Source organism: Spirosoma liriopis (genome assembly GCF_023196085.1).
In the GTDB taxonomy this organism is placed as follows: domain Bacteria; phylum Bacteroidota; class Bacteroidia; order Cytophagales; family Spirosomataceae; genus Spirosoma; species Spirosoma oryzicola.
In genome coordinates, this window is record NZ_JALPRF010000004.1 from 255,824 (window position 1) to 279,709 (window position 23,886).

Genomic DNA, 23,886 nt, shown 5'->3' on the forward strand with positions numbered 1-23,886 from the left:
GCGATTCCAGTAGCCGAAAATTAGCATTTGGTTTTAAGCAGGGCGGCTACGTTAATGACTTCACTCGAAAACGTAACGGTCGAATTAGGTTTTCGACAATACGACACAGGCCGGAACAAAGAATAATCCTTCATTCCGGCCTGTGTCACTGGGTCTATGTTTGTTAGCTGACGATAAAATTGACGGCCTGCTTCAGCGTCCGTTCGTTATGCGTCTCCGGATCTGTGTAGGAGCGTTCGCCAACCTCGATGGTCAATTCTTTACCGATCAGTTGTTTCGTATCCAACTCTTTTCCTTCTTCCACCTGAATACCTACCGCTTCAAACAAACCAATGATGGCGGGCATACCGGCGGCTGACTGATAAAATCGGTGTGAAATATAACCGTCTTCGTTCTCGAATCGAACAGCGAAAAAGGGAATTTGCTTATGTTCGCTGGAACCTTCTTCGATGTCTGTAATACTTACGTTCTGCTGACCGTCGGCCAGTAATGATTTAGCTTGTCCTTTTTCTACGGCAATTTTCATAGCGTTGTTTATATTTCATGTGTAATATACAACACTCTGAAAGTTCATTTGTTTTGGCTATGAAGTATTTTCTGGCCTCTATTTCACTCTAAGTAATAATCACGGCAGTGCCTTACTTTATCTATATGTTTTACTTGTACTATATTTGTATTTGTAGTGAGATCGGGTATGCCCACTCGGTTCATAAAACCGATACCATAGATTATATTCAGGTTTGAACGGTTTATTGCAACCTATTATCCATTTCTAGATACCATGTCTTATTGTAGCGCCATTGAATCCATGTCGGCCGAAAAAAAGGCTTTACATAAAGCCTACCACGATCACTTATATGGTTTCCCGATTGACGATGACAACGAATTGTTCGGCAGGTTGATCCTGGAAATTAATCAGGCTGGTCTTAGTTGGGAAACCATCTTAAAGAAGGAAGCTGGTTTCAGGAAAGCGTATGACAATTTTGACATTGCTACAGTGGCTGCCTATTCCGACGAGGACCGGGCGCGCCTAATGGCTGATGCAGGAATAATCCGTAATCGGTTGAAAATTAACGCTGCTATAGACAATGCAATAACGATACAACGATTGCAACACGAGTATGGCTCATTCAAAAACTGGCTAGATTTTCAGCATCCCAGAACCAAAGAAGAATGGGTGAAGCTGTTTAAGAAAACGTTCCGGTTTACTGGTGGTGAAATCGTCAATGAGTTTTTACAGAGTACTGGCTATCTGCCAGGGGCTCACGAGCCAAACTGTGCAATCTATAGTAAAGTACTGGAAGCAAAGCCTCGCTGGAGCCAGCATTGAGAGTGTAACTTTTGCGGTCAATGCAACTGTATCCCAAATCGAACAAGCGGAGGTGTCGAACCGGGCGGTACCCTCGACACCGTAACCAACCAAGTGGCTCTTACAGAGCTGGTGTCTCTTTCTCGTTACTGCCCGAATCCATATTAGGCCGGTTTTATTATCCTTCCTGCACTTCTTTTATTTCTTCCTGAACAGTTCTGATCTGTACTGTCACAGCATCCTCATATCCTTGTCGGTCTGAGTGTACTTGTCTCTTCTAAAATCGCCTTAATTCAAGTTCAAAGTATAGTCCTGGTCAACCATTTGGCCGGGCTTTTATAAGTGAGGCAAAAAAAATTGGTTTAACCGAGACATCCATAAAACCTTTAAACGGGGCTCTAATGAGCCAAAATCTACTTTTTTAGACCTAAGAATGACAAGCTAAATCGAGCTGCTTTTAACAATCCAACGCTTTACTAAGTTGAAAATATAGATTAAAACCTGATTAAAAATCTAATTAAGCAACCATGGAAAGCACAGTTGACACGATCAAAATTGATCTACAGACCGTAGGGTTTGACAGCAGTCCTCAGTTGACGGAGCAGGTTAAAAGCGAACTTAACCGATTGTTACGGTTTAGAAAAGACATAGTAGCCGCTGATTTTTACCTCAGTGAAGACGGTTCTAATCCACAAACTAATAAGCTGGTTCGCTGGCGGCTGGGTGTACCGGGTAATGATCTTTTTGCCGAAGCCCGAACCGCATCCTGGTCGAGTAGTCTGCGTGAAGCTGGTGAAAAGTTACGTCGTCAGTTCGTCGATTAACCGCGTGTATTACCCGGTCTGCCGCTCTATTGGTTTTTGCTGACAGGCGGAATGGGTATGCCGAAACGGTCACTTCTTATTTTATTAACCGCTGTAATTATGACTCTTTTTGATATTGATCAATTCAACCAGCTAGCCCAAAAACAGGCTAACCTGTGCGTATCCATTTACACCCCTACTGATCGCCAGTCAACGGACGGGTACCAAGCCAATAAGATTAATTTCAAGAATGCTTTGACCGAAGCTCGTACGCAACTGACGGATCAGTATGGCCTGTCTGCGGCAGCGGCTGAAACATTTCTGGCTGAAGGTGTTCAGTTGCTCGACGATCAGGAGTTCTGGATGCGCTCGTCCGATATGCTGGCTTATTTTATCGTTGATGGCGAAGGCACAGCTATCAAACTGCCCCTGCCGATTGAGTCGCAAGGTTGCTGGGTAGGGAGCCGCCCCTATTTGCTACCGCTTATCCCGGAGTTGAATGACGACGGTCATTTCTATCTGCTGGCGCTCAACTTAAAGGAAGTTTCTTTATTCGAAATCAACCGCTCGGCTATTCAGCTCATCGAGCTGCCAGACGATATGTCGACTTCCTACACCGAAGAAATTGAGGATGCCGATAATCAGAAAGCCTTACAGCATCGAAGCGGTATCGGAGAAGCCGGCGCGATGTTCCACGGGCAGGGCAGTGGTTCGGACGAAAACCGTAAAGTAGCCATTTTACAGTACTACCACCGGTTAAGTGCGGATATTGATGCGTTGCTTAACCGAAATCCGTTGCCGTTGCTTCTGGCGGGTGTCGATTATCTGATTCCTATTTACAAACAGGTGAGCAAGTACGCGCACATCGTGGAGCCTCATTTAATTGGTAGCTATTCAGCAGATGACATGCTTGCGCTTGCCGCCGAAGCCTGGGATTTGATGGAACCTCATTTCTCGCAGAACAGGCTTGCGCGCAAGGAAGAGTATGGGCTCTTTACTTCTAGAGGCCAGAGCGATAGCGATACCGAAACCGTTATTCTGACGGCTCTCAGCGGTGGTATTGATACGTTGTTTGTCCAGTCGGGCCAAGACGTGTGGGGAACGTACGATTCCGACGCCTTTACGCTGCAAATTGACGAAACGACAACTCCTCAGAATTACTCGCTGATCAATGAGGCAGCCAAAAAGACAAAAGAATATGGTGGCCGGGTTTATCTGGTCGACTCGGAATCAATGCCAGCCGCTGGTTCTGTTGTTGCGGGCATTTTCCGTTATCCATTGACGGAAGTGTCTCAAGAAAACGAATCAGCGGCTAACTAAATATCCTTTCTGGGTGATCGATTGTTAACAAACGTATAGTTGACAATCGATCACTTCTTTGCTTTTTATGGATAAGTACTCATCGCCCTCGGATAATGGTCTGTTCGGCCAACGCGTCTCTATTGCCGTCGGTATCACAATTTTGTTTGCAGCGATCGTTAGCTTGTTTATCATCAGCTTCGACGTTTTTTTGCTCCTTATCGCGGCTCTACTGGTAGCTCTTCCTCTGCGGGCAGCGGCTCGCAAACTGCACGAGACAACTGGTCTGAAAGAAGGGCTTAGCCTGATTCTGGTTATCCTGGGTGTGCTGGCTTTGCTGAGCGGAATGGTCTGGTTATTAGCCGCCCGAATCAGCGAGCAGATTGTTCAGTTTAAGCAACAGGCTCCGCAGGCTTTGGAAGCCGTTCGCAATCAACTGGAATCCTCCAGCCTGGGTCAGCAGCTACTGAGCAATATTCCGTCGGTTGAAGAGATTCAACAAAATAGCGCAAAGTTGATGGCACAGGCGTCGGGCATTTTGTCCGGTACATTCGGTGCGCTGAGCAATATCTACGTGGTGTTATTCATGGCTGCGTTTATTGTCGTTGATCCTAAGCTATACCGAGATGGGATTATTCTGTTGGTACCGAAAGCCGGGAAAAAACGAACGGCCGAAATCCTGGATACGCTGAACCATACACTCGTTAGCTGGCTTCTGGGTCAGCTTTTTTCAATGGCTGTTGTCGGCATCCTGACGGCGATTGGTTTGTGGGCACTGGGCGTTCGACTGGCGGGAGTACTGGCTCTATTTGCCGGACTGATTTCGTTTATTCCGAATCTGGGACCAATTATTGCTCTATTTCCGGCGCTGCTGCTGGCTTCTCTCGACGGTATGGATCAAGTGCTTTACGTGCTGATTTTATACCTTTCTGTTCAGACAATTGAGAGCAGTGTAGCCACGCCACTGGTTCAGAAAAAGATGATCAACATGCCGCCCGCTTTGGTATTTGGCTCTCAGCTGGTAATTGGCGCATTCGGCGGTTTGCTGGGTCTGACCCTGGCAACGCCTATTATGGCAATAATTATGGTAATTGTTAAGATGGTCTACGTGCAGGATATTCTTGACGACGATTCGGTACAGGTAGCGCCCTGATTAGCCCTTGCAGCAGCCATTAAGCCGCAACCATAGTAGTTCGCATGTATGACACTGCTTTTGATAAACGGGTAATCTTTACTAGTACCAATTGGTCATGCTCATTGTCGCTTGTATTTTGTCCATCATCTTCGGGTTGCTTGGTTTTATCGTTACCAAAAGCAACGCGCAATACATTCTGACGGGTTATAACACGATGTCAGAGCAGGATCGGCAAGCTGTATCGATTGATGCTTACCTGAAATTTTTCAAACGATTTCACCTTACGCTGGCGCTGTCGTTGCTGGGCGGTGTCTGGTTGCTTAGTTTGAAAAATAACAATTGGGCCAGCTTATTTATGACCGTTTATCCGCTGGTCGCTTATTTGTATTTTTTAATCCGGGGAACATCGTTCTACCAAGGGCCTACCCAGCAGAAAGTAGGGTCTTATCTGACGGTGGGCCTACTGGTCCTTGTGATCGTCGTGCTGATTATTAGTAGCCTCAAGGATCTTAAAAGCAGTGAGCTAATTATAAACGGGCAAACGTTGGAAATAGCGGGTTCTTACGGATTCGCGTTGAACCGGCACGACGTTTACAAACAGAAACTGGTCAACCAACTCCCTGCGATAGCCTATAAAGCAAATGGCTTCGCGGCAGGAGATTATGCAAAAGGGCGTTTCAAGACGAAAGACGGACGAACAGTCTGGTTGTTTGTCAATAAACAGGCAAGCCCCTTTTTGCTGATCACGAGTGCGAAAGGTGATATTTACTATAACCACGACAAAACAAGCGTGCGCGTGTTGAGTCAACAGTTGGCGCGGTGGCTCGAAGCCCAATAAGGCTGTTTTGTAACACTGTCTGTGTCTAAATTTACCCCATCTGAACAACTCCAGCGAGAATTGGTATAGTGAATGAACCACCTCGAAAAGACGCTTTCGCCGTCAGGTAAGACGGTGGTTGGTTCACTCTGCTGTTTATGAAACAAACGCTTTACCTTCTGTTGCTTTTCCTACTGGCTTCTTCGTGCGCAAGCATCCGGCAGCGCGACGATACAACGCAGCTTAATCAGGTTTTTCAGATACCGCGTTATCAGGATTTGTACGCACATACGCAAAAAGGAAGCGTACAAACGAAGCGGTTGCACCGGCCTGCCAAAGCGGGGCTTTATCAAAAACACGACACCTTGTTCGTTGAATTTCTGGCCGAAACACTGCTCGAATCCGACAGCGATCCGAAGACAATCGATCAATCCGATTCGTCCGCGATTTTCTTTTTACATTACAACCCAACCCTGAACAAAATCGAAGAAAAAAGCCCCTGGTTTCGCTATCAGACTACGGCCCTGGATATAGACTTATTTACCATGCCTTTCAAATACCGATTTAGTACGGCGAATCAACCGGGCCAGTTGGAGGACAAATTGAATGTGGGTGTTTATATGGGCGGGCGGTACGATCTGGGGCGCTACCGAACGATTTATTTCCGAAAAAATCACCGTTCCGAAATCTCGACGTTCAGCGTTGGTCTGGGTGGATTTTTCTGCATCAGTTCGGCCCGAGTTGATCCGTTCAGCACCCTCGGGCAGGTTCAGGACGAGTATTATGCGCTGGGTGTCAATTACGGGGTATCAACGATAATCAGTATCCGCAGTTTTTCGGCGGGGCTTGCGCTGGGTTTTGAACAGATTACAGATCGCAACCGCGCCTTATGGATCTACCAGCACAAGCCTTGGTTAGGCATAACCGTTGGTATCAATCTGAACTAGCAATTCGTTAAGAATTAGCTTATTACTGAATCTTTTTGATAAAGAAAATAACCCGTTCTACTTCCTCAAAGCCAACTTTGTTGTGAAAGTTTTCTCCCAGTGCATTGCCCAACATCACGTCTGAAGCCAACTCACTGCACCCCTGCGTCGTTGCCCATTGTTCGGCCCGCTCAATAAGCGCCCGACCGATTCCCTGCTGTTGCTGATCTGGCGCAACGTAAATGCCTTCTACGTAAGCAACGGGTGTTCGGTCTGCGCCCGGTACATAATCTGAACGGAGCGAAAGATTGATAAACCCAACGGCTAGTCCACCCTCGTTGCGGGCTAGAAAACCCGTTTGACCGGACGATTGAATAATGCTGTCTAATGTCTCCCGCATTTCGTCGGTTGAATCGTCTGGCCACAGCGCTAGCGCCAGTGGTAACCACTCCTCAACCGTATCTTCGCTTACTTCTTCAATCCGCATCAGAACAATCCGTTTACGCCTTCGATGAACGACTAGTGGCAAATTAAGCTCTTTTACCGAATTGATTTGGTTTTGGTACGCAACAAAACGAACAGAAAGAAACCAGCCAGTACTATTGCAAACAGTGGCCCTCCCCATTGATCCGAAAACGATTGAATAGCGCCTTCGGCTGGTGACGAAGATTCATAGACAACAGTGACAATTTCACCAATTTCGTAAGCCGGTGGGCTTGAATAGGTTGCTCCCACGCGTTCGTACTCAACTCCGTCAATAGAATAGCGAAACACGGGCGCTTTGGCACTTCCTCTTGTACTGCGAATCAAAGCAACAACTTTTCCTGTTGTTCGTTGACCGTGAACAAGCAGTCGCCATGACGTACCGGCCTGTTTCAGACTGAAATAAATAATAACCAGTAAAAAGGCTCCCAAAAACAGCCGCCAAACTCTCGAAGACGACGTATCAGCAGTCGTTACTGCTTGATCGGGTAACAGGTATTGAATCGCGTCGTCAACGGAGATCGCACCCGTCGCTACCTGATCCAGTCGTTGATGCAGCATTTCCGGAGCAAACTTGATTTGCCGGGTTTTGCTACGTACTAGTGCTACTACACCGATCACGCTAATTAGGGTTACAAGACTACCAAACCCGCCAAACAAAAGCATGGGTAACCAACTTAACCAGAACGATTTAATTGTAGCTTTTTCGGGCTGCTCCGGGTCGTACTGAACCGTAACGGTATCTCCGATACGATAGGCGGGCGGGCTTGAGGCAATGTCGCTCTCGAACGAATACTGATTTTCGTTGATCTGATAGGTTACGACAGGGGCCATTAGTCGATTTTCCGTTCGTTTCCGTGTTCTTGGAACTAGCCGAACGACGGTTCCACTTGTTTCGCGACTCTGACTGGCGATTGCCCGTTGGCTTGTGGTTACCCGATAAGCATGTCGGATCAGAAACAAGCCTGTCAACAGAAAACAGGATAAAACAACCCAGGTTATTAGGCTTTTGAGTCGGTATAGAAAAGACGAGTTCTGAAGGAGTAGCTGGCGACGGGCTTCGGTGATATCAAGAGTATGCTCAGCAACTCGGTTCAAGATCTGTCGAAGGTCAGAAGTAGTCATCCCTGGGCACAAACGATTGTTATCGACTAAACTCAACACGAATCACCTCGACAATGGGATTGAGCAGTTGCATATCAGCCGATGACGACAAAAATTCTCCATCACCCATTAGCTTATTATACGCTTTTTCCTGAGCGGGCGTGCGGGTAGGCGGAGGACCCAAGGATAGGGATAGCGTGAATCGATTATTGGTTAAACGAGCCATTTTGCCGCCCTGCCAGTCAGATAGTGCTCCGCCGTAGTCCCAACCGAATCCCCATAGCTTGAATGGCTTACCGTTACGCTTTTCTAATGCTTTGAGTGTTGTACCAATGCGCAATCCATCAGCTGTTGTCCAGCGGGAAGGAGCCAGATTCTTAATAGGGTTTCCTTCATCGTCAAGCAGTTGAGGACGAATTGTGATTGCTTCCGGTTGCGTGCGTTTTTCGTCGTTATACGTAATCTGTACTTCGTCGGGAGTACCCTTATACAGCACGGTCCCCAGAAATGTGTCTCCCTCTGGACCGTACAAGGTGTCACCTGCCGTAACAACCGACGAACCCAGACGCTTGAGCAGATCCACTTCCGACGTCGTGGCGGTAACAGGGCCAACTCGTTCACCGGGAACAATCAGGAAGTCGTTGGAGCCGTCAACGGTACCCTTATTTTCTGTTACATCTGTCGAATCCGTACGGGATGATGAATCTGGTTTCGGCTGACAGGCTAACAACATCGCGCAATATAGCACTAGGGTCGACAGGTGAACAGGATTCATGAGCTGGGGTTATTCAATGAGCAAATTAACTCGCGGACACTTATTTGAAGAGTCCGGTTTTTAACGCTTTGGCAACGGCTTCGGACTTAGAATTGACGTGCAGCTTTTCATAAATGTTGACAATGTGCGTCCGGACCGTACCCATGCTGATGTGACAGTGGTGGGCAATCAGTTTATAGCTATCACCTTCCACCAATCGGTGCAGCACTTCCTTTTCTTTATCCGTCAGTAAAAAGGAGTCCGGTGAGGCAGTACCCGACTGCTGAAAAGCGCCCAGTACTTTCAAGGCAATGGAGGGCGTCATGGCGGCTCCCCCTGACATTACTTCGCGAATAGCATCGATAATTTTGTCTGCCGGTGTTTTTTTGAGAAGATACCCTACGGCACCAGCCGAGATTGCCGCGAAGATTCGTTCGACATCGTCAAAAACCGTTAACATTAAAATCTTCGGAACGCGTCCTTCCGGTATGCTTTTACGAATCAGTTGTACCGCTTCAATGCCCGTTCGTCTGGGCATATCGATATCCATCAAAATGACATCGGGCTGATTGTACCGGACATTCGCAACCACATCGAGCGCATCAGCGTATTGACCCACCGTTATCAAATCGTCGGTCGTATCGAAAATCAGAGCGAGCGTTTCGCGCAGCGAATTGTTGTCATCGAAAATCGAGATGCGAATCATGGTGCAGTGAGTCCGGTAAAGGTGAACAAATGTAACGAGTCAATCCACTCGGGCAAATCGGATAAATGTATGACTGTCACGGGTTAACCACCAGTTGTAGCCGCGTTCCCTGACCGGGTGCCGATTGGACGGCCAAGTGACCGCCGATAGCCTGCGCCCGTTGGTGCATACTGGTCTGGCCCGTTCGCTGACTCGAAGGGTCTGGCTCAAACCCTTTCCCATTGTCTTCGATCAGGATTTTCAACTGTTCGTTCTGGTACTCAAAGCGTAAAACAGCCTGCGTTGCCTGCGAATATTTAATCAGATTATTAATGGCCTCTTTGCCAATCAGGTACAGATTGCGACGCACTTCCATCGGAACGGGGAACTGGTCAAGTGAGGCATCGACCGTAAAGCGGAACTCGATGCCTTTGGACTCCATCAGTGGCTGGGCGTACTCCTGAAGCCGCAGCGCGATACGGTGCAGCGAGTCATTCCCCGGATTGATGGTCCAGATAATTTCATCGATTGATTCCAGAATCTGCCGGGCGTCCGTATTAATTTTCTGGATAGCCCGTTCGACCTGTTCCGGTCGATTTTGGGCAATAAGCCCGTTAACCATGCCGCTGAGCAGCGAAATACTACTCAGTGTACTTCCGACTTCATCGTGGAGATCATGAGCAATCTGCTTACGAAGCGTCTGTGCTTCTTCGAGACGCCGGAGTTTAGATCGGTTTAGTAACCAGGCACTGGCGGCAACACCCAGCAGCAATAGTAGAACACTGCCAATAAGCATGAATCGGGTCCGCTCGGCTTCCTGACGTCTTAGCAGTGTCTCCTGTTGGAGTAGTTTAATCTGCGCTTCTTTTTTTTCGGTTTCGTACTTGGCAACCAATCGCTGTACTTCGGCGTTGGTCCGCACCGTAGTGGCTGAATCAACCTGTTTATTTTTCTTGAGCTGAAACGCGTAGGCGAGGTGGTATTTATTTTGTTCACCGTACAAATCCGCCATCTGCTGGACGAACTTCTTTCGTTCGTCTTTGTAATCGTTTTCTTCGGCTAGTGCCAATGCTTTTTTCAGGTAGTCCTCGGCCTGAACGTATTCTTTTTTTGCCTGGTACAGCGTGGCTATTGTCGCGTAAATCGTGCTAATGGCCAGCTTATTATGCTCTTTTTGAGCAATTTGTAAAGCTCGCTGTGCGTAGGGTAATCCTTCACCGGGTTTATTGAGCATCCGTAGCGAGGTAGCTAACCCATCGAGCGCATCAAACTGAAGCAGCTCAAAATGAAGCTGTTTGCCTAGCTTTAAGCATTCCTGGAAATGAGGTAACGCCCGCTGCGGTTGTTTGATATCGTTGTACAGATCACCCAACTGATTTTCGAAAATGGCGATACCGCGCAGATCACCATTTTCACGAAATATCACGCCCGCTTCGCGATAGTAAGGAAGTGCCTGTTGTATTTTACCCAGCTTGACGAGTGTACCCCCTACGAGTCGGTGGGTTGTCGGTACACGTGGCCGCAGATTATACTGTTCCTGTAGCTGAATAGCCTTTAACGCCGTTTGCAGAACCATTGGGTCGTTTCCAACCTTCTCGTAACCGACAGCAACGTTACCCAGCGCACCATAAATAACAGAAGGAGGTAGGTTGTGCTGCTCAGCAACGTCCAGGGTTTTCTTGAAATGGCCGAGTGCCTGTTCGTAATTTGCTGTCAGGTAACTCACCATTCCCCGGTTTCGATACGCACGCACCACCCCAAACCAGTCGTTGAGTCGGTTGGCTACGTCGGCCATTTGCCTGCTCATCGAATCGGCGCGGGCATAATCCGCTTTCTGGTAAATTCGAGTATAAATCACCTTATCCATTACCCGGACGTAAGTCGTATCAGTTGATGCATGCGTACGCAGGTAGGTAAGTAACGAATCGGATGTTGTTGAAGAAGGGACCTGCGCCAAGCAGGAAAAGCTAACCAGTAATCCGGCTAATGTAAAAGACAAATTCCGACCCGTCATCATGGTAAATTATGGTATGGAGATTGTTCAATAAACGGATTGCAGATACGCTCATGCCTATTTTTAAATCGCTGAACTGGTCCTTTGTTCTTGCTATAGTCAAGAGCGCAGGACCCATAACGATTCAGAACGGTAGCACTAATCCGTATGTCGTTTATTGCAGTACAAAAAGCAACAAATTATTATCTACTAGTTGATTGTTTTAGGCTACGGTAATTCCGAAGCCAAACCTACTGATCTACACGCAGTATTTTCAGAAAAGCAAACGGTTGCTACATCGATCAGCGTCCTGGGTTCGATGTGGCAACCGTTTGGTAGATAGCGAGTTGTTTAGACAGCCTTAGCGTTTATAGGCTACGACAATGTCTTGGAAGGTAGTGGCATCTTTTCGACCACACCAACGACCGGGATAGATCGAGGTACGAGCGGATAACCCATGCTGATTTAAGGTGTCTGTTACCCAGGACTCATCAAAGGCCGTACCCAGATCCGGATCCAACGGGTTAAAAATATAACGGCCCTCTAATTCGTACTGGAAATTGTATTGACTTGTTTTTTCTGCCATGAGTCTGCGCGACTCCTCGTTGAGCAAAAAGAACGTAGCGAAGCAGCGACCACCGGGTTTAAGCACGCGACTGATTTCTGCAATGTAATGAGCAGTCTCCCGGACAGGCATGTGCGTGAACACAGACGTCAAAAAAACGAAATCAAAGTGGTTGTCTTCGAACGGAAACCGGTATTCATGCGCTTGATATTGTCCACTCGGATGGTAATGACTGTTGTACACATCAGCCAATTGAAAATGAAAATTGGGAAAACGGGGAGTAATCATTCGCTGGCACCAGTCGATACCCTGACTGACAATATCAAAACCCTCATAACTTCCTGGCGACGTTAGGTAGTCGGTTAAGGGAACAGCCATTCTACCAATGCCACACCCTACGTCGAGAACAGATTCGTTAGGTTTCAAACCACCCAGTTGAATAAAATGCTGTTTGAATTCCTGACCAACGACCCGGAAGTCGCCCGCTCCGATAAATATCTTGGAGCGGGGAGGAGTTAGTCTGTCACGTAAGCCAAAAAGTAGCTCGCTGTAATCGACAACACTCGTATAAGTTCTTTTTATGGGCTTTTTTAAAGCACCGGGGATAAATTGCCGTAACATATTGAAGCTGGAAAACATTAAAAATGGATAGATTAAAGAAACGTCTGGCTAATACCGTTATGCACATAGCCTACAGTCCAGTAAGACTATGAATAGGTTGGACGCACGCTGTGTGAATGCCTTCCGCTAAGTACTTACGCTATTTCCCATACATATACCAAGACGATGACTTAATTCAATAGTCACTATTAACTACTATTATTTCTTTAATTGTATATAAATAGTTTACAGTACGAATGTAATATAAATTTATATTATTATTTTCTTTTAACAAGCAATACGTAAATATACTACTGCTAGCCTCTGTAGAAACTAAAAAACCTCTGTCTTGCTGACTTAAAACAGAGCAGCAAAGCAGAGGCTTTTGACTTTTATGCGTAAATAAATTGTTAGAACCTTCTCAAGATTTAGGTTCCTGCTTGGGTTTTTCCTCTTTTGGCTTTAGCGTGCCACGAGCAATCGGCTCAGGTTTCGATTTTGGATTGGTGAACCGGAGCAACGTAGCCGTTGGTAAAGAAGCTTTGGGTAGACGAACAATAAGCAATTGATAAGATCGGGTACCGATGATCAGATTGTAATAAACCATATTGCCCGATTCCTGAGCCAGCCCCCAGTTAGCTATAGGCTCCTTTGTAAGCAACGTTTCGTCCTCTTCTGTCAAAGCCGCAAAAGCGGTGTCGGGCTGAAATTGCTTAGCGGTAATTCCTTCAATGACGGAAATAACCGCTTGCGGAGTAGCCGCCGGTTTAGTTTGGCCGTTGACAGCCAACCCAATAACCATCAACGGCAAAAATAAGAGCAAATTTTTCATCGCTTTAGTATTCGTTTTCTCGTTGCTCAACTAGGGTGTCGGCTGCGTTGTTATTTGATGTGTATTCCGCGAATTGAGCAGACCGGCGGGTACTGTTAACTCACCTGTCTGCGGATCAATCAATCCGTTTCGTTCATCTTCAATATTCGTTGCCTGCGTGTAAATATCACCCGCAACGGGATGCTGGCGTAGTTCTTCTTTGAATTGTCGAATGCGCTCTGCCCGATCTTCCGATTCGTTGGGGCCGCCGTAGTCGGCAAAACCAAAGCCACCCCATTCGCTCACCAGTAAAGGTACCTGCCGACGGTAGAAAAAAGGATCGCCAACTACCAGCGGAAAAGCAGCCACACCGATAAGTTCGCCCGCCGTTAAACGACCAAGCAGCTCACGCCAACGCGTCAAATCAGGCGTGTAAAGGTGAGCGGTCAGCAAATCGGATTTCAAGCGCCCCTCATACGAGATATGATGCCATCCATCGTTGTCGACTACCAGGTATTGTGGATAAGCGATTTGCATGAAATGGTACATATCCATGATGTACTGTCGCGTTTCAGGGTTGACGGCAATGTCCTGCGCTCCCCAGTCTTCGTTGTAAAGACTCCAGATGACAACCGACGGATGCGTACTGATCAGAGAGACCATGCGCAAAAGTTCAGCCCGGTGGTTTTGACGACTTCGCGTGGTTGAACTATGGGGACTTGGCACCTCGACCCAGAGTAGTAACCCTAGCTTATCCGCCAAATTGTATATCCGGGGATCAACACCGGCAATGTGAACCCGTACCAGATTGCAGCCCAGCTCTTTCATAGCCAGCATGTGCCGCTGCATTTCCTCGTACGTAGCCGTACCCGGCTGGTAGAGAATACCGTCCAGATAGATCGGCTTGTTGTTCAGGTAAATATAACGGCCACGGGCTTCGATTTTTCGTAAGCCAAATTCGGTTTCAATCTGGGCGACGTACCCTTCTGAGTCAATCAACTGAGCCACCAGTTTGTACCGCGTTGGCGATTCGGGCGACCATAACTCGGCACCTTCCATGTCAAGCACTACTCGCTGCTGTTTTTGACCGGCCTCTAACCGCAGTGGATAATCGGAGGTAGCCAGTAGTTCGGTTTCTTGCAGATCGAACGCTTGTAGCCGGAGTGTGTAATCGCCAGGGTCATGGATGCGCGTCAGGACGCTGAACCGAACCAGCCGATCTTCGACGACACTAACCACACCCACCCGCGAACGGAGCCGGTTCCGTTCGACGGTTTCGAGCCAAACACTCCGAACAGCCCCCGTGTACGTCTGGTACCAGATACCACCGCGTTTGTAGACGTGCGACTCCTGCTTTCCCCGTGGGATCTCAGCGTCCATCGTGTCCGCAATGCGAACCGTCAGCCGGTTGTGCTGCCGTAAACATTCTTCGGGAAGCTCGTATGAAAACGAGGTGTATTCGCCCAAATGGATCTCTTCGTCTTCGATGGTTTTAAGCGGGTGTCCATTGAGCCAAACGCGGGTTTCGTAGCCACAAGCCCCAAAGGTGAGTTGGATCATCGAGCGGGAAAGCGGTTCGCTGCGGTTAGGCAACGAAAACTCCCGTTCGTACCAGGCTACCACCTTATCCTGCCAGGTGCTTGGTGTATTTTGTCCTTTTGCCTGCGCCATGTGAGCCTCGATTGAACCAGGCCAATGCGCGGTTCCGTCGAACGAGTAGCGAACATACCACCGTTCGTGTAAGCCTTTATCTTCGGGGTCCAGAGCAAATTTCCATTCCCCATCAAGCAGCAGGTAAGTATTTGGCCGGAGGACCGACCGGGGTAGTTCATTGATTGGTTCGGCAACGGTGGTATCGGAACGACTAGCCGAAAAACTGGTGTTAGGTGGTTTAACTTCCATATGTCTAGGGCGAAATAATGAAAACCGCCCTTTAGCCTGTACTGTTTCACGCAGCCAGTTACGCAATACGTTTGTTTCCTGGTGTATTGAGAGACTACCTACATAAAAGTCAGGGTATCAGCTATTCAGGCAGTTTTGTGGCCTCTGCAAAACCGACTTGAAAATGCAGCTGGCTAAAAAAAATGTTACAACCTGAAGCCAGATGGTTATAGCGTCAGATTGTAACAATGTCTGCTTTCAGGTTTGAAGCGTGTGTCTACAAATGCGGTTAGTCCTCTTGGGAATCGTTTTTTCTCGACAGCAGGGCAACAACAGCGGTAGTTATCACCGCTCCGATCAGGATTTTTTGGACTAATCCTTTCCGGTTGTGCTGCCATTGTGCTTTCCAGCCCCTTTCGGCGAAGATGTTAGGGATGTGCCCCTTTTTCAAATCGTCAATGACCCCTTCTACGGCACCGATGCGGTCAGCTAGTATCAAAGGCAGCCAATGACCGTATTCGGATTCACTGCTGCGAAATGCGTACCGCCGGATCTGTCCGCTTAAGCCTGAGGGCGGAACCGATGTTCCAAAAACCGCGCTAACGTTCGGGCGCTCAATGGAGCGTAACACTTCTATATCAACCGGTTGCTGGGGCGGACGCTCCCAGCTGTATCCTTTCTGTTCGGCATCGGTGCGGTGCTTAATCGGATACGTTGGATCGTTCTTGGGATCGATGTCTATTCCCCAACCTGGAATATGCGAATAATCTTTGTTTTCCATAATGCTTTCCTGATTATCTGGCTGAAGGTGGAATGAGAACGGGTTTGATGCAATTGTCCAGCTTATCGGAAAAAATGCGATAAGCATCGGCAACTTCTTCCAGCGGAACGCGGTGCGTGATCAGTGCTTTCGGGTTAATAACTCCGTTCTGCACGTGTTCAATCAAGCGCGGCAGAAGGCGCTTTACCGAAGCCTGGTTCGCCCGGATCGTAATGCCTTTGTTGACCACATTGCCAATCGGAACCAAGTTGTCAGTAGGGCCGTACACGCCCACAACCGAAACTATACCTCCTTTTTTAACCGAATTGATGGCCCAGTGGAGCGCAGTGGCCGAACCCGCCTGAATCAGCAGCTTACGTCCGGTAATGGTCTGTAATGGACTTCCTGCGGCTTCGGCACCGACGGCATCGATGCACACATCGGCCCCCATCCAGTCGGTCGTTTTTTTAATGAATACCACGGGGTCGTCCATTTCTTTAAAATTATACGCTTCACAGGGCGCATAATCTCGAACGAACTCCAATCGGTACTCTACATGATCGAGTACGATAACCCGACCGGCCCCAAACAACCAGGCACATCGGGCAGCCATTATACCTACCGGACCCGCTCCAAAAACAACTACGGTATCACCGGGCTGAATGCCCGCCATTTCAGCGGCCTGGTAGCCAGTCGGTACCACATCGGTCAACATAACCGCATCGTCCGGGTCCATGCCTGGGGGAATAACGCTAGGGCTAACGTCTGCATAAGGAACGCGTACGTATTCAGCTTGTCCGCCATCGTATCCGCCAGCGGTGTGCGAATAACCAAAAATACCGCCGACTGCTGAAGCTTGCGTATTTGATTCATGACAATTGCCGTACAGGCCCTGCTGACAAAAGGCACACTTTCCACAGGCAATATTGAACGGGACAAGTACATGATCACCGACTTTGAGCTTCTGTACTTCGGGACCTATTTCTTCGACAATGCCCGTAAACTCATGCCCGAAGGTCATACCAACGCGGGTATCCGGCACGTTGCCGTTATAGAGATGAAGATCCGACCCACAAATACAGGAGCGAGTTACTCGCACGATAGCATCCTGAGGATGCTTTATTTCAGGATAAGGTTTTTGGTCGATACGAACCCGTTGTGGGCCTCGGTAATTCATGGCCAGCATAAGTCTCAATCGGTTTATGTTTTACTATCATCACTGATTAGATGGACACATTAATCCATGCTAACCAACCTGTATAAGCAGGGCACAGGACATGCTTTCGTGACAATAGTTAACGTACGAAGTGACCAATAAACCGGTAGTCGGTTGAGACGTTCGTATTCAACGAGCAGAAATAAGGGAACGGTACTTCCCGTTTCCTGATGCGGGTCCGCCATTATCCCAAAGAAAAAGGTCTATAACGCTTAACTCCTTGATGAATTGACGAAACGATTTACGTTTTTTACAGACAATAATGCGTGATTCTTTGATAAAATAGGCAGGTAGTGAAACTTTATAAAAAAATATACACTCTAATCGAAATAGCTAAATAAAAAGTTACTATAATTGAGGAATTTGTTTACTGATTACAAACACACTTAATTTAACCTCCTATGAATGTTTTATTTACATTTAACCCCAACCGGGTACAGTCTATACCCAAACAAATGGACCATATCCCTCAGAAAGGAACTGGGGTCCATTTCAGCGTCGAAACGCTCAAGGACGCGAGTGGTGAACTGGTGTTTTCTAAGGATGAATACAACGGTGTTTGGTTCTTAGTCGAAGGGAGCCAAACTATTTTTACGCAAGACATGAATTATTACGTAGAAGTAATCTTGTCCTTGGATGAAGACTAGCCCTGGTTTATGAAATTTGTTCAGGTAGGCTTGTATGCTGTGAGCAAGCCCCTTACTCATTAGTACTCAAAATCAAGTCTTTAGCTAGCGATGAGTAAGGATGTACTTTAATTACTTCTTACCGGGGTGCTAGCTCCTTACCATTTTTATATTTCTTTAAAACCTTGATTAGCTCGCGGCTAATCAAGGCGTATCCTTTGTCCGAAGGGTGCAAACCGTCGTACGTTTTATTGATAGCTCCGACCGGGTAAGGGTATTCATCCGTCGCAGGATTGAACGGTACATCGGTGAATGCCGGATAAGGATAATTGGTGTATACACCTCGTTGCGGGTCTTTCAATCGCTTGTAGTTCACCAGCTTCTTTAGTTGCAAACCGCGCAGGTGAAAAAGATCAACTACGGGTAAATGTTCGTAGTGTCCAATCGAGTCAATGGCCTTTGCAAACGATTCAAGATGCTGCCCATTCTTTTTCCGATAAGAGCCGTAGGCATTGTTTTTAAAACTGAACAGGTACACAAAGTCCACCCGCTGCATCGGGGTGATCAGGATAATGGATGCCTGAGGATTCAGCGCACGGAGCTTATTGATAATAATGCGGAAAGATCCATAGACGGTATTATTTCCGGTGCTGCGTTGGTAGTCATCCAGCCGGCCCAGGGGGCGGCCAGCCCACCAGTCATTTGTACCGAGAAAGACCGAGTAAATGTCCGCTTTGACTAATCCCAGGGTATCAATAGAACGGGCAATGCCGCCCGAAGTCCATCCGTTATGCCCTTGATTTGTGTAACGAATAAATGGTAGTTTTTCTACCACGCGCGTCATGTAACCCTTCGTTACTCGATTTTCGGTTTCATCCAGATGATCGTTCAGATAAGTAATCGAGTCGCCAATTGCTACCCAGCTAATTTCATTGGGTTTGGACGAACTGATCAGACAAGCCAGGGTCAGGAGCAGGAACAGCTTTTTCATACGGGTCAGTTAAGACCGCTCAAGCTATACAGAAATCGTAAAGTCACCAACAACGCCATTCGTAAAATACGATTTGTCGGCATCATGTTTAATTTACTAAAACTAAATCAGCTTGGGCCATGTGCGCGTTAGAACGGCTTTACTGAGATCGGCAAGCGTTATGTCGTAAACGGGTCTCGTCAGTGGTGGTAAACCCGCGATCTTTCTGACAAGGAAACTTAAACCGATAAGGTCCAATCCTTCCGGATAGAAGTACATGGTACTATCGAAACCCGTTGGATCAATTGAAAACTCGTCGAAGAAAGCGGCCATGAATTCATACGCATCATCACCCGTCATCCGCAGATCTTTCTCCAGCGTCGTTTTGCCGCTTAATGGAAAGGAATGGCTCCCTCGAATTTTCTCCACGAAACTGATCACCTCCGGTAAGACAGCGCAAGATTCCACAGCACTAGACCGGATTAGTTGTATTCTGATCGATCAGCCATTTATGGCGAAGCTTCAGCAGAAGTTGGTTTAATTCATCAATAGCACCCGGCTTCGTGAAAAAATCATTGGCTTTCAGCTCAGTTGCCCGCTGCTTGTCCGCATAATTATCCGAGGTTGTCAAGATGACAATGGGCATGGTGTCGTACTTGGCGTCCTTGCGGAGGAACGCGAGCGCTTCAAGTCCACCCATGAATGGCATGTTCAGATCGAGTAGAACTAACTTGGGTAAGCGGGTGGTAACAGCTAAAGCGTTGAGCAGTTCCTGTCCATTGAAAAACGACTTCAATGTAAATTCAGGGTTGTACTGCTTAAAACCTGTTGTACTAAAAATCGGTCGTCTTCATCATCATCGACCAGAAACACGCACGGTGCGGATTGTAAAGTCATTATACAAGTTAATCGGTAGCTAGCTTATCGGGTGTACACACCCGCCTTGATCGTATAAAAATAATACAATAGGTGATTTTTAACAACTTAATCGATAAACAAAGCAACGCTTCCTATCCGAATGAAGACAAATGAGCGCAGGTTTCCTGCATGGTTCCTCTGACTTTTTTGTCTTAATACCAGGCGATTTGTGAGATTACCATTACCTCATTAAAATAAAGTTAGGACAATCGATTGGGCGTAAGAGAGGTATAAAAGCTGGTTTCGGTATCAACAAAGTCCACCCAACAGACTGGCTGAAACTTAACGTAGTTCAACGTAGCTCCTCTTATTAACAATCGATTCCATGAATATAACGCTAAAAGTCTGGCGACAGAAGAGTACAAGTAAACCTGGAAAATTAGTCGAGTACAAACTGGCTAATATCGATTCAGACATGTCATTTCTGGAGATGTTCGATATCCTGAACGGCCAGTTAACGATGAAGGGTGAGGAGCCGGTAGCTTTTGACCACGATTGTCGCGAAGGTATTTGCGGTTCCTGCGCAATGTATGTCAATGGTCGGGCTCATGGTCCTCAGACTGGTGCCGCCGTTTGTCAATTATACATGCGTAGCTTCAACGACGGCGATACCATCATCGTGGAACCTTGGCGGTCAAGGGCGTTTCCCGTCATTAAAGATTTATCAACTGACCGTTCAGCCTTTGATCGCATCGTACAGGTGGGAGGCTATATTTCTGTTAACACAGGTTCGGCACCGGAGGCAAATGAAATTTTGATTTCGCGTCAGACTCAGGAAATGACGATGGATGCTGCTGCTTGCATTGCTTGTGGAGCGTGTGCCGCTGCCTGTAAAAACGCGTCGGCTATGTTGTTTGTCGGTGCGCAGATCTCCCGCTTTGCCTTGATTCCCCAGGGCCAAGCCGAGCGTCGCGAGCGTGCCGAACGAATGGTGGCTCAAATGGATTCCGAAGGTTTTGGCGCATGTTCATTTATCGGTGCCTGCGCCGTTGAATGTCCCGCATCAATACCCCTAGAAGTCATCACACGGTTGAACCGGGAATATTTGGGCGCTAAGCTTCATTAGTAACGTATCGTTTGTGCTTAAAGAGAAAAGTCAGCGATATCAGATGATCCGTAGTTTATTCATCTGCTTTTTGGGTACACGAAGCAGTCAGTCACCTAAACAGTGTAGTTAAGAGGATCATTGTTAATTAGAACGGCGCTCTTGGACCTTTTTAAGAGCGCCGTTCCAATGATTCATTCTATACTTTATCGTAATCGGTAATTGATACCTACGCTTGCCTGCCAACGGCTAAAATCAGGTGTCAGATAAGACGAGGTTATCCAACTCCGCTCAGCCGTTGCTTCTAACGACCAGCGTTTTCCTAATCGGTAGTGCGCTCCCAAACCAGCGTTGGTCTGCCAATTGCTGTTACGCACACCATTCATCGTTGCGTAGGGATCAATTGGATCATACCTATCATATTTGCTTTGCCCATACAATGCCCCCAGTTGCGCAAAAAGGGCAAACCGGTTTCCCCGCAGAAAATAGTATCGAGTCGATAAACCTGCTCCTGCATAGCGAAAGGGGTACGATCGAGGGAAGTCGGATGAAGTTGCTTTTACGTAACGACCTTCGAGTGCAACAGACCATCCATCAGCCAGGAAATAGTGGAGCCGGGGACTGAAAGAAGTCGTTGTTTGGCGACTCCCGCTGTATCCTTGTCCAGCAGAAAAGCCGACGTTCCAATGGCCTTTTCCCAATAAGTCATTTTGCTTGTCATTGGGCAAGGATTGGGTTGTACCGACTAAAGGTAGAGCCACGTAAAGAAGTACTAGATGCCATCTCATAATAAACACGGTTTGTTTACCACAGAGATACGTCCAGTGCTGATGTAGTTGTAAGGTACACACAGCATTTAAGCCTTTTTAACATCTATCGAGTCAATAAAACGGTTGCCTTATCAGCAAAACAGACTCCCTCATCTCAAAAGTTTGTTGTGTAAACAAGAAAGCCGTTGGTGTAAATGGACGCGGAATTTTACTTACCTATTAACGCACGGTTGAGTAACGAAATTAAATCTTGCTTAAGGATGGGTTACTTTTTATAGACGCGTGCATTAAAGGTGATTTATTCACCATTATTAATACACATACCTGATGAAAATCATTAAATCAGCCTTGTTTGTTGCTGCCATGTTTACCTTGGCTTTTTCCTGCCAATCGAAGAAAACGGAATCCGAACAAACGGCTCAAGACACAGCTACCGTTGTTGAAAGCGAAACGATCGTAAGTGGTGATAGCATGGAAGTTATCACGGATTCGGCTAAAATTGTTATGCCTGATTCTATAAAAAAATAAGTCTAATAGCACTGCTTTATATGCCAACCCCCGACAAAGTTTGTCGGGGGTTTTTATTTTTTAAAACGTATTATTTATGTTAAATCTATAGAAAAGATTAGCTAAAGTCGTCAAAGAATGTTAATTAATTTTTAATTGCTATCTCCAAACACCCACCTGTATGTATTGTTAATGAGAGTGTAATAAAAATACTCATTCGCTACATTATTTTTCTTTCTATTGCCATGAAAAAAATGCTCATTCCGTTTGCCATGTTGGCTTTATTAGCTATCAATTCTGTCCATGCTCAGGATGTCAAAAAAAAGGCTGCTACCGCTGAAGCAAAAGCGCAGGTTGCGGCTGACAAGGCTGACTTGAAGATGAATAAAGCTGCCCGGAAAGCCGACAAGATGGTGGGCGACGAAGCGGCTTTAAAAGCGGATCGTAAGGCTCATATGAAAGCCGAAGAGAAATTGATCAAGGATCAAGCTAAGAAAGACGTTAAAGTGGTTAAAGAAAAGCTATAGTATTAGTTAACCCCATTCACTTCCTACGCTGTGCCCGTCTTTTCGAGACGGGCATTTTTTGTTGACAAAATCAACAAGAGCTTCTAGAAAATACTTACCTGTAAAACCGAATTGGCCAGGGCAAGAGTAAAGGTTCACCTACGGCGATGAGGTAATGGCCATTTCCGCAAACGAAGCGGACAGCGTTATGACGTTAGTTTTTCAAATCTTACCCTGTCGGTTTACGATACCGGAAAAGTTCAGTCAGCTTTAAATCCGATTCTAAAGGTCTAATTATAAGAATGCTATCTCATTGGAAAGCTCATCAAATCATTTTATTGCAACCTGCTTCACATGATTATTTTATTGTTCTCGCAGCGAGGTAGCAGGTACCGTTTCCTTATTCCTTTAAAAATTTTAAGGACAAAATTCAGATCCATACATTAATTAGACGGATCTCGAACGAGTGGGATCACAACGTAAACAAACCAATAAACCGCTAAAAAACGATGTTTTATCACGACAAAAAGCTCCAGTATAAAGTACGAGTTGATAAGCCTAATCCGCAATTTGCCCGCGCCTTGCAACAGGCCATTGGTGGCGTAGAAGGAGAGATACGAGTTTGCTTGCAATACCTATTCCAGGCTTGGAACTCGCGTGGTCCAGTACGCTACCGCGATATGCTGTTGAATACAGGTACGGAAGAAATATCCCACATCGAGATGCTGGCTACGGCGGTTTGTTTAAACCTTGAAGGAGCGTCGAGCAGTGTTATTGATACCATCGTTGGCAACGACCCTATTTTAGAAAAAATTGTTGGTGGTGGTGATCCCCGGCAGTTTCTATCCGGTGGATTAGGCGCGTTGGCTGCAGATGCTAATGGCGTACCATTCAACGGGTCCTGGGTAGTAAGCTCGGGAAATACAGCCGCTGATATGTACGCTAACGTAATGGCCGAAGCAACTGGCCGGACCCTGGCAACCCGGCTTTACGAACTAACCGACGATGCCGGTATGAAAGACATGCTGTCTTTTCTAATCGCGCGGGATACCATGCACCAGCAGCAATGGCTGGCCGTTCTGGAAGAGTTGGGCCACGGCAATCAATATGGCGTGTTACCCATTCCGAATAGCTTCCCTCAGAGCCAGGAACACCAGGAATTTAGCTATGCATTCGTGAACACGAACATCGATCCAGATAGCCCGACTGTTGGTCACAACACCCGGTGGACACAAGGAACATCACTCGACGGTCGTAGCGAATTCCGCGAAATCAAGGCACAACCGCTTGGCGACGAGCCTATGCTGGCACCCCCTATTCCGCAGGGTCACGCCCAAATTGAGCAGATCGAGAAGGCCAACGACAAAAGCTAGATCGCTAGTTTGCCCATACGCTGAGCCATT

At 47.0% G+C, this 23,886-nt stretch carries 26 protein-coding genes; 11 read left to right on the forward strand and 15 right to left on the reverse strand.

Features of this window, described 5'->3' with window-relative positions; genetic code table 11:
* Window positions 1–163: 163 nt before the first annotated feature.
* Window positions 164–526 carry a hypothetical protein gene (locus M0L20_RS23285; RefSeq protein WP_248479403.1) on the reverse strand — a complete coding sequence of 121 codons (363 nt, stop codon included), beginning with the start codon at window positions 524–526 and terminating at the stop codon, window positions 164–166.
* 255 nt (window positions 527–781) lie between these two features.
* On the opposite strand from M0L20_RS23285, the gene M0L20_RS23290 reads away from it, so the two are divergent.
* From M0L20_RS23290 to M0L20_RS23315, 6 genes are all read left to right on the forward strand, one after another.
* A complete protein-coding gene (locus M0L20_RS23290; RefSeq protein ID WP_248479405.1) occupies window positions 782–1,330 on the forward strand; it encodes a DNA-3-methyladenine glycosylase I in 549 nt (182 codons plus the stop codon).
* A gap of 506 nt (window positions 1,331–1,836) precedes the next feature.
* Window positions 1,837–2,133: an HPF/RaiA family ribosome-associated protein gene (locus M0L20_RS23295; RefSeq protein ID WP_248479407.1), complete on the forward strand. Its 297-nt coding sequence runs from the start codon at window positions 1,837–1,839 to the stop codon at window positions 2,131–2,133.
* A gap of 99 nt (window positions 2,134–2,232) precedes the next feature.
* On the forward strand, window positions 2,233–3,432 hold the full coding sequence (locus M0L20_RS23300) for a baeRF7 domain-containing protein (protein WP_248479409.1): 1,200 nt from the start codon (window positions 2,233–2,235) through the stop codon (window positions 3,430–3,432).
* Between the two features lie 67 nt (window positions 3,433–3,499).
* Window positions 3,500–4,564, forward strand: a complete 1,065-nt coding sequence (locus M0L20_RS23305) for an AI-2E family transporter (protein WP_248479410.1) — start codon at window positions 3,500–3,502, stop codon at window positions 4,562–4,564.
* 97 nt (window positions 4,565–4,661) lie between these two features.
* On the forward strand, window positions 4,662–5,384 hold the full coding sequence (locus M0L20_RS23310; RefSeq protein WP_248479411.1) for a DUF3784 domain-containing protein: 723 nt from the start codon (window positions 4,662–4,664) through the stop codon (window positions 5,382–5,384).
* A 137-nt stretch (window positions 5,385–5,521) separates the two neighbouring features.
* Window positions 5,522–6,310 (forward strand): hypothetical protein, encoded by a 789-nt coding sequence (locus M0L20_RS23315; RefSeq protein ID WP_232563112.1) that lies wholly within the window; start codon window positions 5,522–5,524, stop codon window positions 6,308–6,310.
* A 22-nt stretch (window positions 6,311–6,332) separates the two neighbouring features.
* Here M0L20_RS23315 and aac(6') read toward each other — a convergent pair whose 3' ends face one another.
* The 10 genes from aac(6') to M0L20_RS23365 form a co-directional block, all read right to left on the reverse strand.
* On the reverse strand, window positions 6,333–6,776 hold the full coding sequence (gene aac(6'), locus M0L20_RS23320; RefSeq protein ID WP_248479412.1) for an aminoglycoside 6'-N-acetyltransferase: 444 nt from the start codon (window positions 6,774–6,776) through the stop codon (window positions 6,333–6,335).
* Between the two features lie 53 nt (window positions 6,777–6,829).
* A complete protein-coding gene (locus tag M0L20_RS23325) occupies window positions 6,830–7,897 on the reverse strand; it encodes a DUF3592 domain-containing protein (RefSeq protein ID WP_248479413.1) in 1,068 nt (355 codons plus the stop codon).
* A 19-nt stretch (window positions 7,898–7,916) separates the two neighbouring features.
* Window positions 7,917–8,651: a hypothetical protein gene (locus M0L20_RS23330; protein ID WP_248479414.1), complete on the reverse strand. Its 735-nt coding sequence runs from the start codon at window positions 8,649–8,651 to the stop codon at window positions 7,917–7,919.
* Window positions 8,652–8,691: 40 nt separating this feature from the next.
* The gene (locus M0L20_RS23335; RefSeq protein ID WP_248479415.1) at window positions 8,692–9,336 is read right to left on the reverse strand and encodes a response regulator transcription factor; all 645 of its coding nucleotides are present in this window, start codon (window positions 9,334–9,336) and stop codon (window positions 8,692–8,694) included.
* Window positions 9,337–9,412: 76 nt separating this feature from the next.
* A complete protein-coding gene (locus M0L20_RS23340; protein ID WP_248479416.1) occupies window positions 9,413–11,332 on the reverse strand; it encodes a tetratricopeptide repeat-containing sensor histidine kinase in 1,920 nt (639 codons plus the stop codon).
* 337 nt (window positions 11,333–11,669) lie between these two features.
* Complete coding sequence (locus M0L20_RS23345) at window positions 11,670–12,512, reverse strand: class I SAM-dependent methyltransferase (RefSeq protein WP_248479418.1); 843 nt, start codon at window positions 12,510–12,512, stop codon at window positions 11,670–11,672.
* A 382-nt stretch (window positions 12,513–12,894) separates the two neighbouring features.
* Window positions 12,895–13,305, reverse strand: coding sequence for a hypothetical protein (locus M0L20_RS23350; RefSeq protein WP_248479420.1), 411 nt, complete (start codon window positions 13,303–13,305; stop codon window positions 12,895–12,897).
* 30 nt (window positions 13,306–13,335) lie between these two features.
* Entirely contained in the window at window positions 13,336–15,186 is a 1,851-nt protein-coding gene (locus tag M0L20_RS23355) for a glycoside hydrolase family 2 protein (RefSeq protein ID WP_248479422.1), read from the reverse strand.
* 268 nt (window positions 15,187–15,454) lie between these two features.
* On the reverse strand, window positions 15,455–15,946 hold the full coding sequence (locus M0L20_RS23360; RefSeq protein WP_248479424.1) for a hypothetical protein: 492 nt from the start codon (window positions 15,944–15,946) through the stop codon (window positions 15,455–15,457).
* Window positions 15,947–15,959: 13 nt separating this feature from the next.
* A complete protein-coding gene (locus M0L20_RS23365; protein WP_248479426.1) occupies window positions 15,960–17,111 on the reverse strand; it encodes a zinc-dependent alcohol dehydrogenase in 1,152 nt (383 codons plus the stop codon).
* A 431-nt stretch (window positions 17,112–17,542) separates the two neighbouring features.
* Here M0L20_RS23365 and M0L20_RS23370 point away from each other — a divergent pair, with 431 nt between their 5' ends.
* Window positions 17,543–17,788: a hypothetical protein gene (locus tag M0L20_RS23370; protein ID WP_232563123.1), complete on the forward strand. Its 246-nt coding sequence runs from the start codon at window positions 17,543–17,545 to the stop codon at window positions 17,786–17,788.
* A gap of 118 nt (window positions 17,789–17,906) precedes the next feature.
* Here the strand turns inward: M0L20_RS23370 and M0L20_RS23375 are convergent, their stop codons facing one another.
* The 3 genes from M0L20_RS23375 to M0L20_RS23385 form a co-directional block, all read right to left on the reverse strand.
* Complete coding sequence (locus M0L20_RS23375; RefSeq protein WP_248479429.1) at window positions 17,907–18,758, reverse strand: SGNH/GDSL hydrolase family protein; 852 nt, start codon at window positions 18,756–18,758, stop codon at window positions 17,907–17,909.
* A gap of 102 nt (window positions 18,759–18,860) precedes the next feature.
* Window positions 18,861–19,205 carry a DUF1493 family protein gene (locus M0L20_RS23380; protein WP_248479430.1) on the reverse strand — a complete coding sequence of 115 codons (345 nt, stop codon included), beginning with the start codon at window positions 19,203–19,205 and terminating at the stop codon, window positions 18,861–18,863.
* Between the two features lie 4 nt (window positions 19,206–19,209).
* Window positions 19,210–19,533: a response regulator gene (locus M0L20_RS23385; RefSeq protein ID WP_248479431.1), complete on the reverse strand. Its 324-nt coding sequence runs from the start codon at window positions 19,531–19,533 to the stop codon at window positions 19,210–19,212.
* Between the two features lie 447 nt (window positions 19,534–19,980).
* Here M0L20_RS23385 and M0L20_RS23390 point away from each other — a divergent pair, with 447 nt between their 5' ends.
* The gene (locus tag M0L20_RS23390; protein WP_248479432.1) at window positions 19,981–20,721 is read left to right on the forward strand and encodes a succinate dehydrogenase/fumarate reductase iron-sulfur subunit; all 741 of its coding nucleotides are present in this window, start codon (window positions 19,981–19,983) and stop codon (window positions 20,719–20,721) included.
* Window positions 20,722–20,906: 185 nt separating this feature from the next.
* On the opposite strand, the gene M0L20_RS23395 is transcribed toward M0L20_RS23390, so the two are convergent.
* Complete coding sequence (locus tag M0L20_RS23395; protein WP_248479433.1) at window positions 20,907–21,488, reverse strand: outer membrane beta-barrel protein; 582 nt, start codon at window positions 21,486–21,488, stop codon at window positions 20,907–20,909.
* Window positions 21,489–21,797: 309 nt separating this feature from the next.
* On the opposite strand from M0L20_RS23395, the gene M0L20_RS23400 reads away from it, so the two are divergent.
* From M0L20_RS23400 to M0L20_RS23410, 3 genes are all read left to right on the forward strand, one after another.
* A complete protein-coding gene (locus M0L20_RS23400) occupies window positions 21,798–21,998 on the forward strand; it encodes a hypothetical protein (RefSeq protein WP_232563129.1) in 201 nt (66 codons plus the stop codon).
* A gap of 224 nt (window positions 21,999–22,222) precedes the next feature.
* Window positions 22,223–22,504 carry a hypothetical protein gene (locus tag M0L20_RS23405; protein ID WP_248479434.1) on the forward strand — a complete coding sequence of 94 codons (282 nt, stop codon included), beginning with the start codon at window positions 22,223–22,225 and terminating at the stop codon, window positions 22,502–22,504.
* A gap of 488 nt (window positions 22,505–22,992) precedes the next feature.
* Window positions 22,993–23,856: a manganese catalase family protein gene (locus tag M0L20_RS23410; RefSeq protein ID WP_232563131.1), complete on the forward strand. Its 864-nt coding sequence runs from the start codon at window positions 22,993–22,995 to the stop codon at window positions 23,854–23,856.
* Window positions 23,857–23,886: the final 30 nt, after the last annotated feature.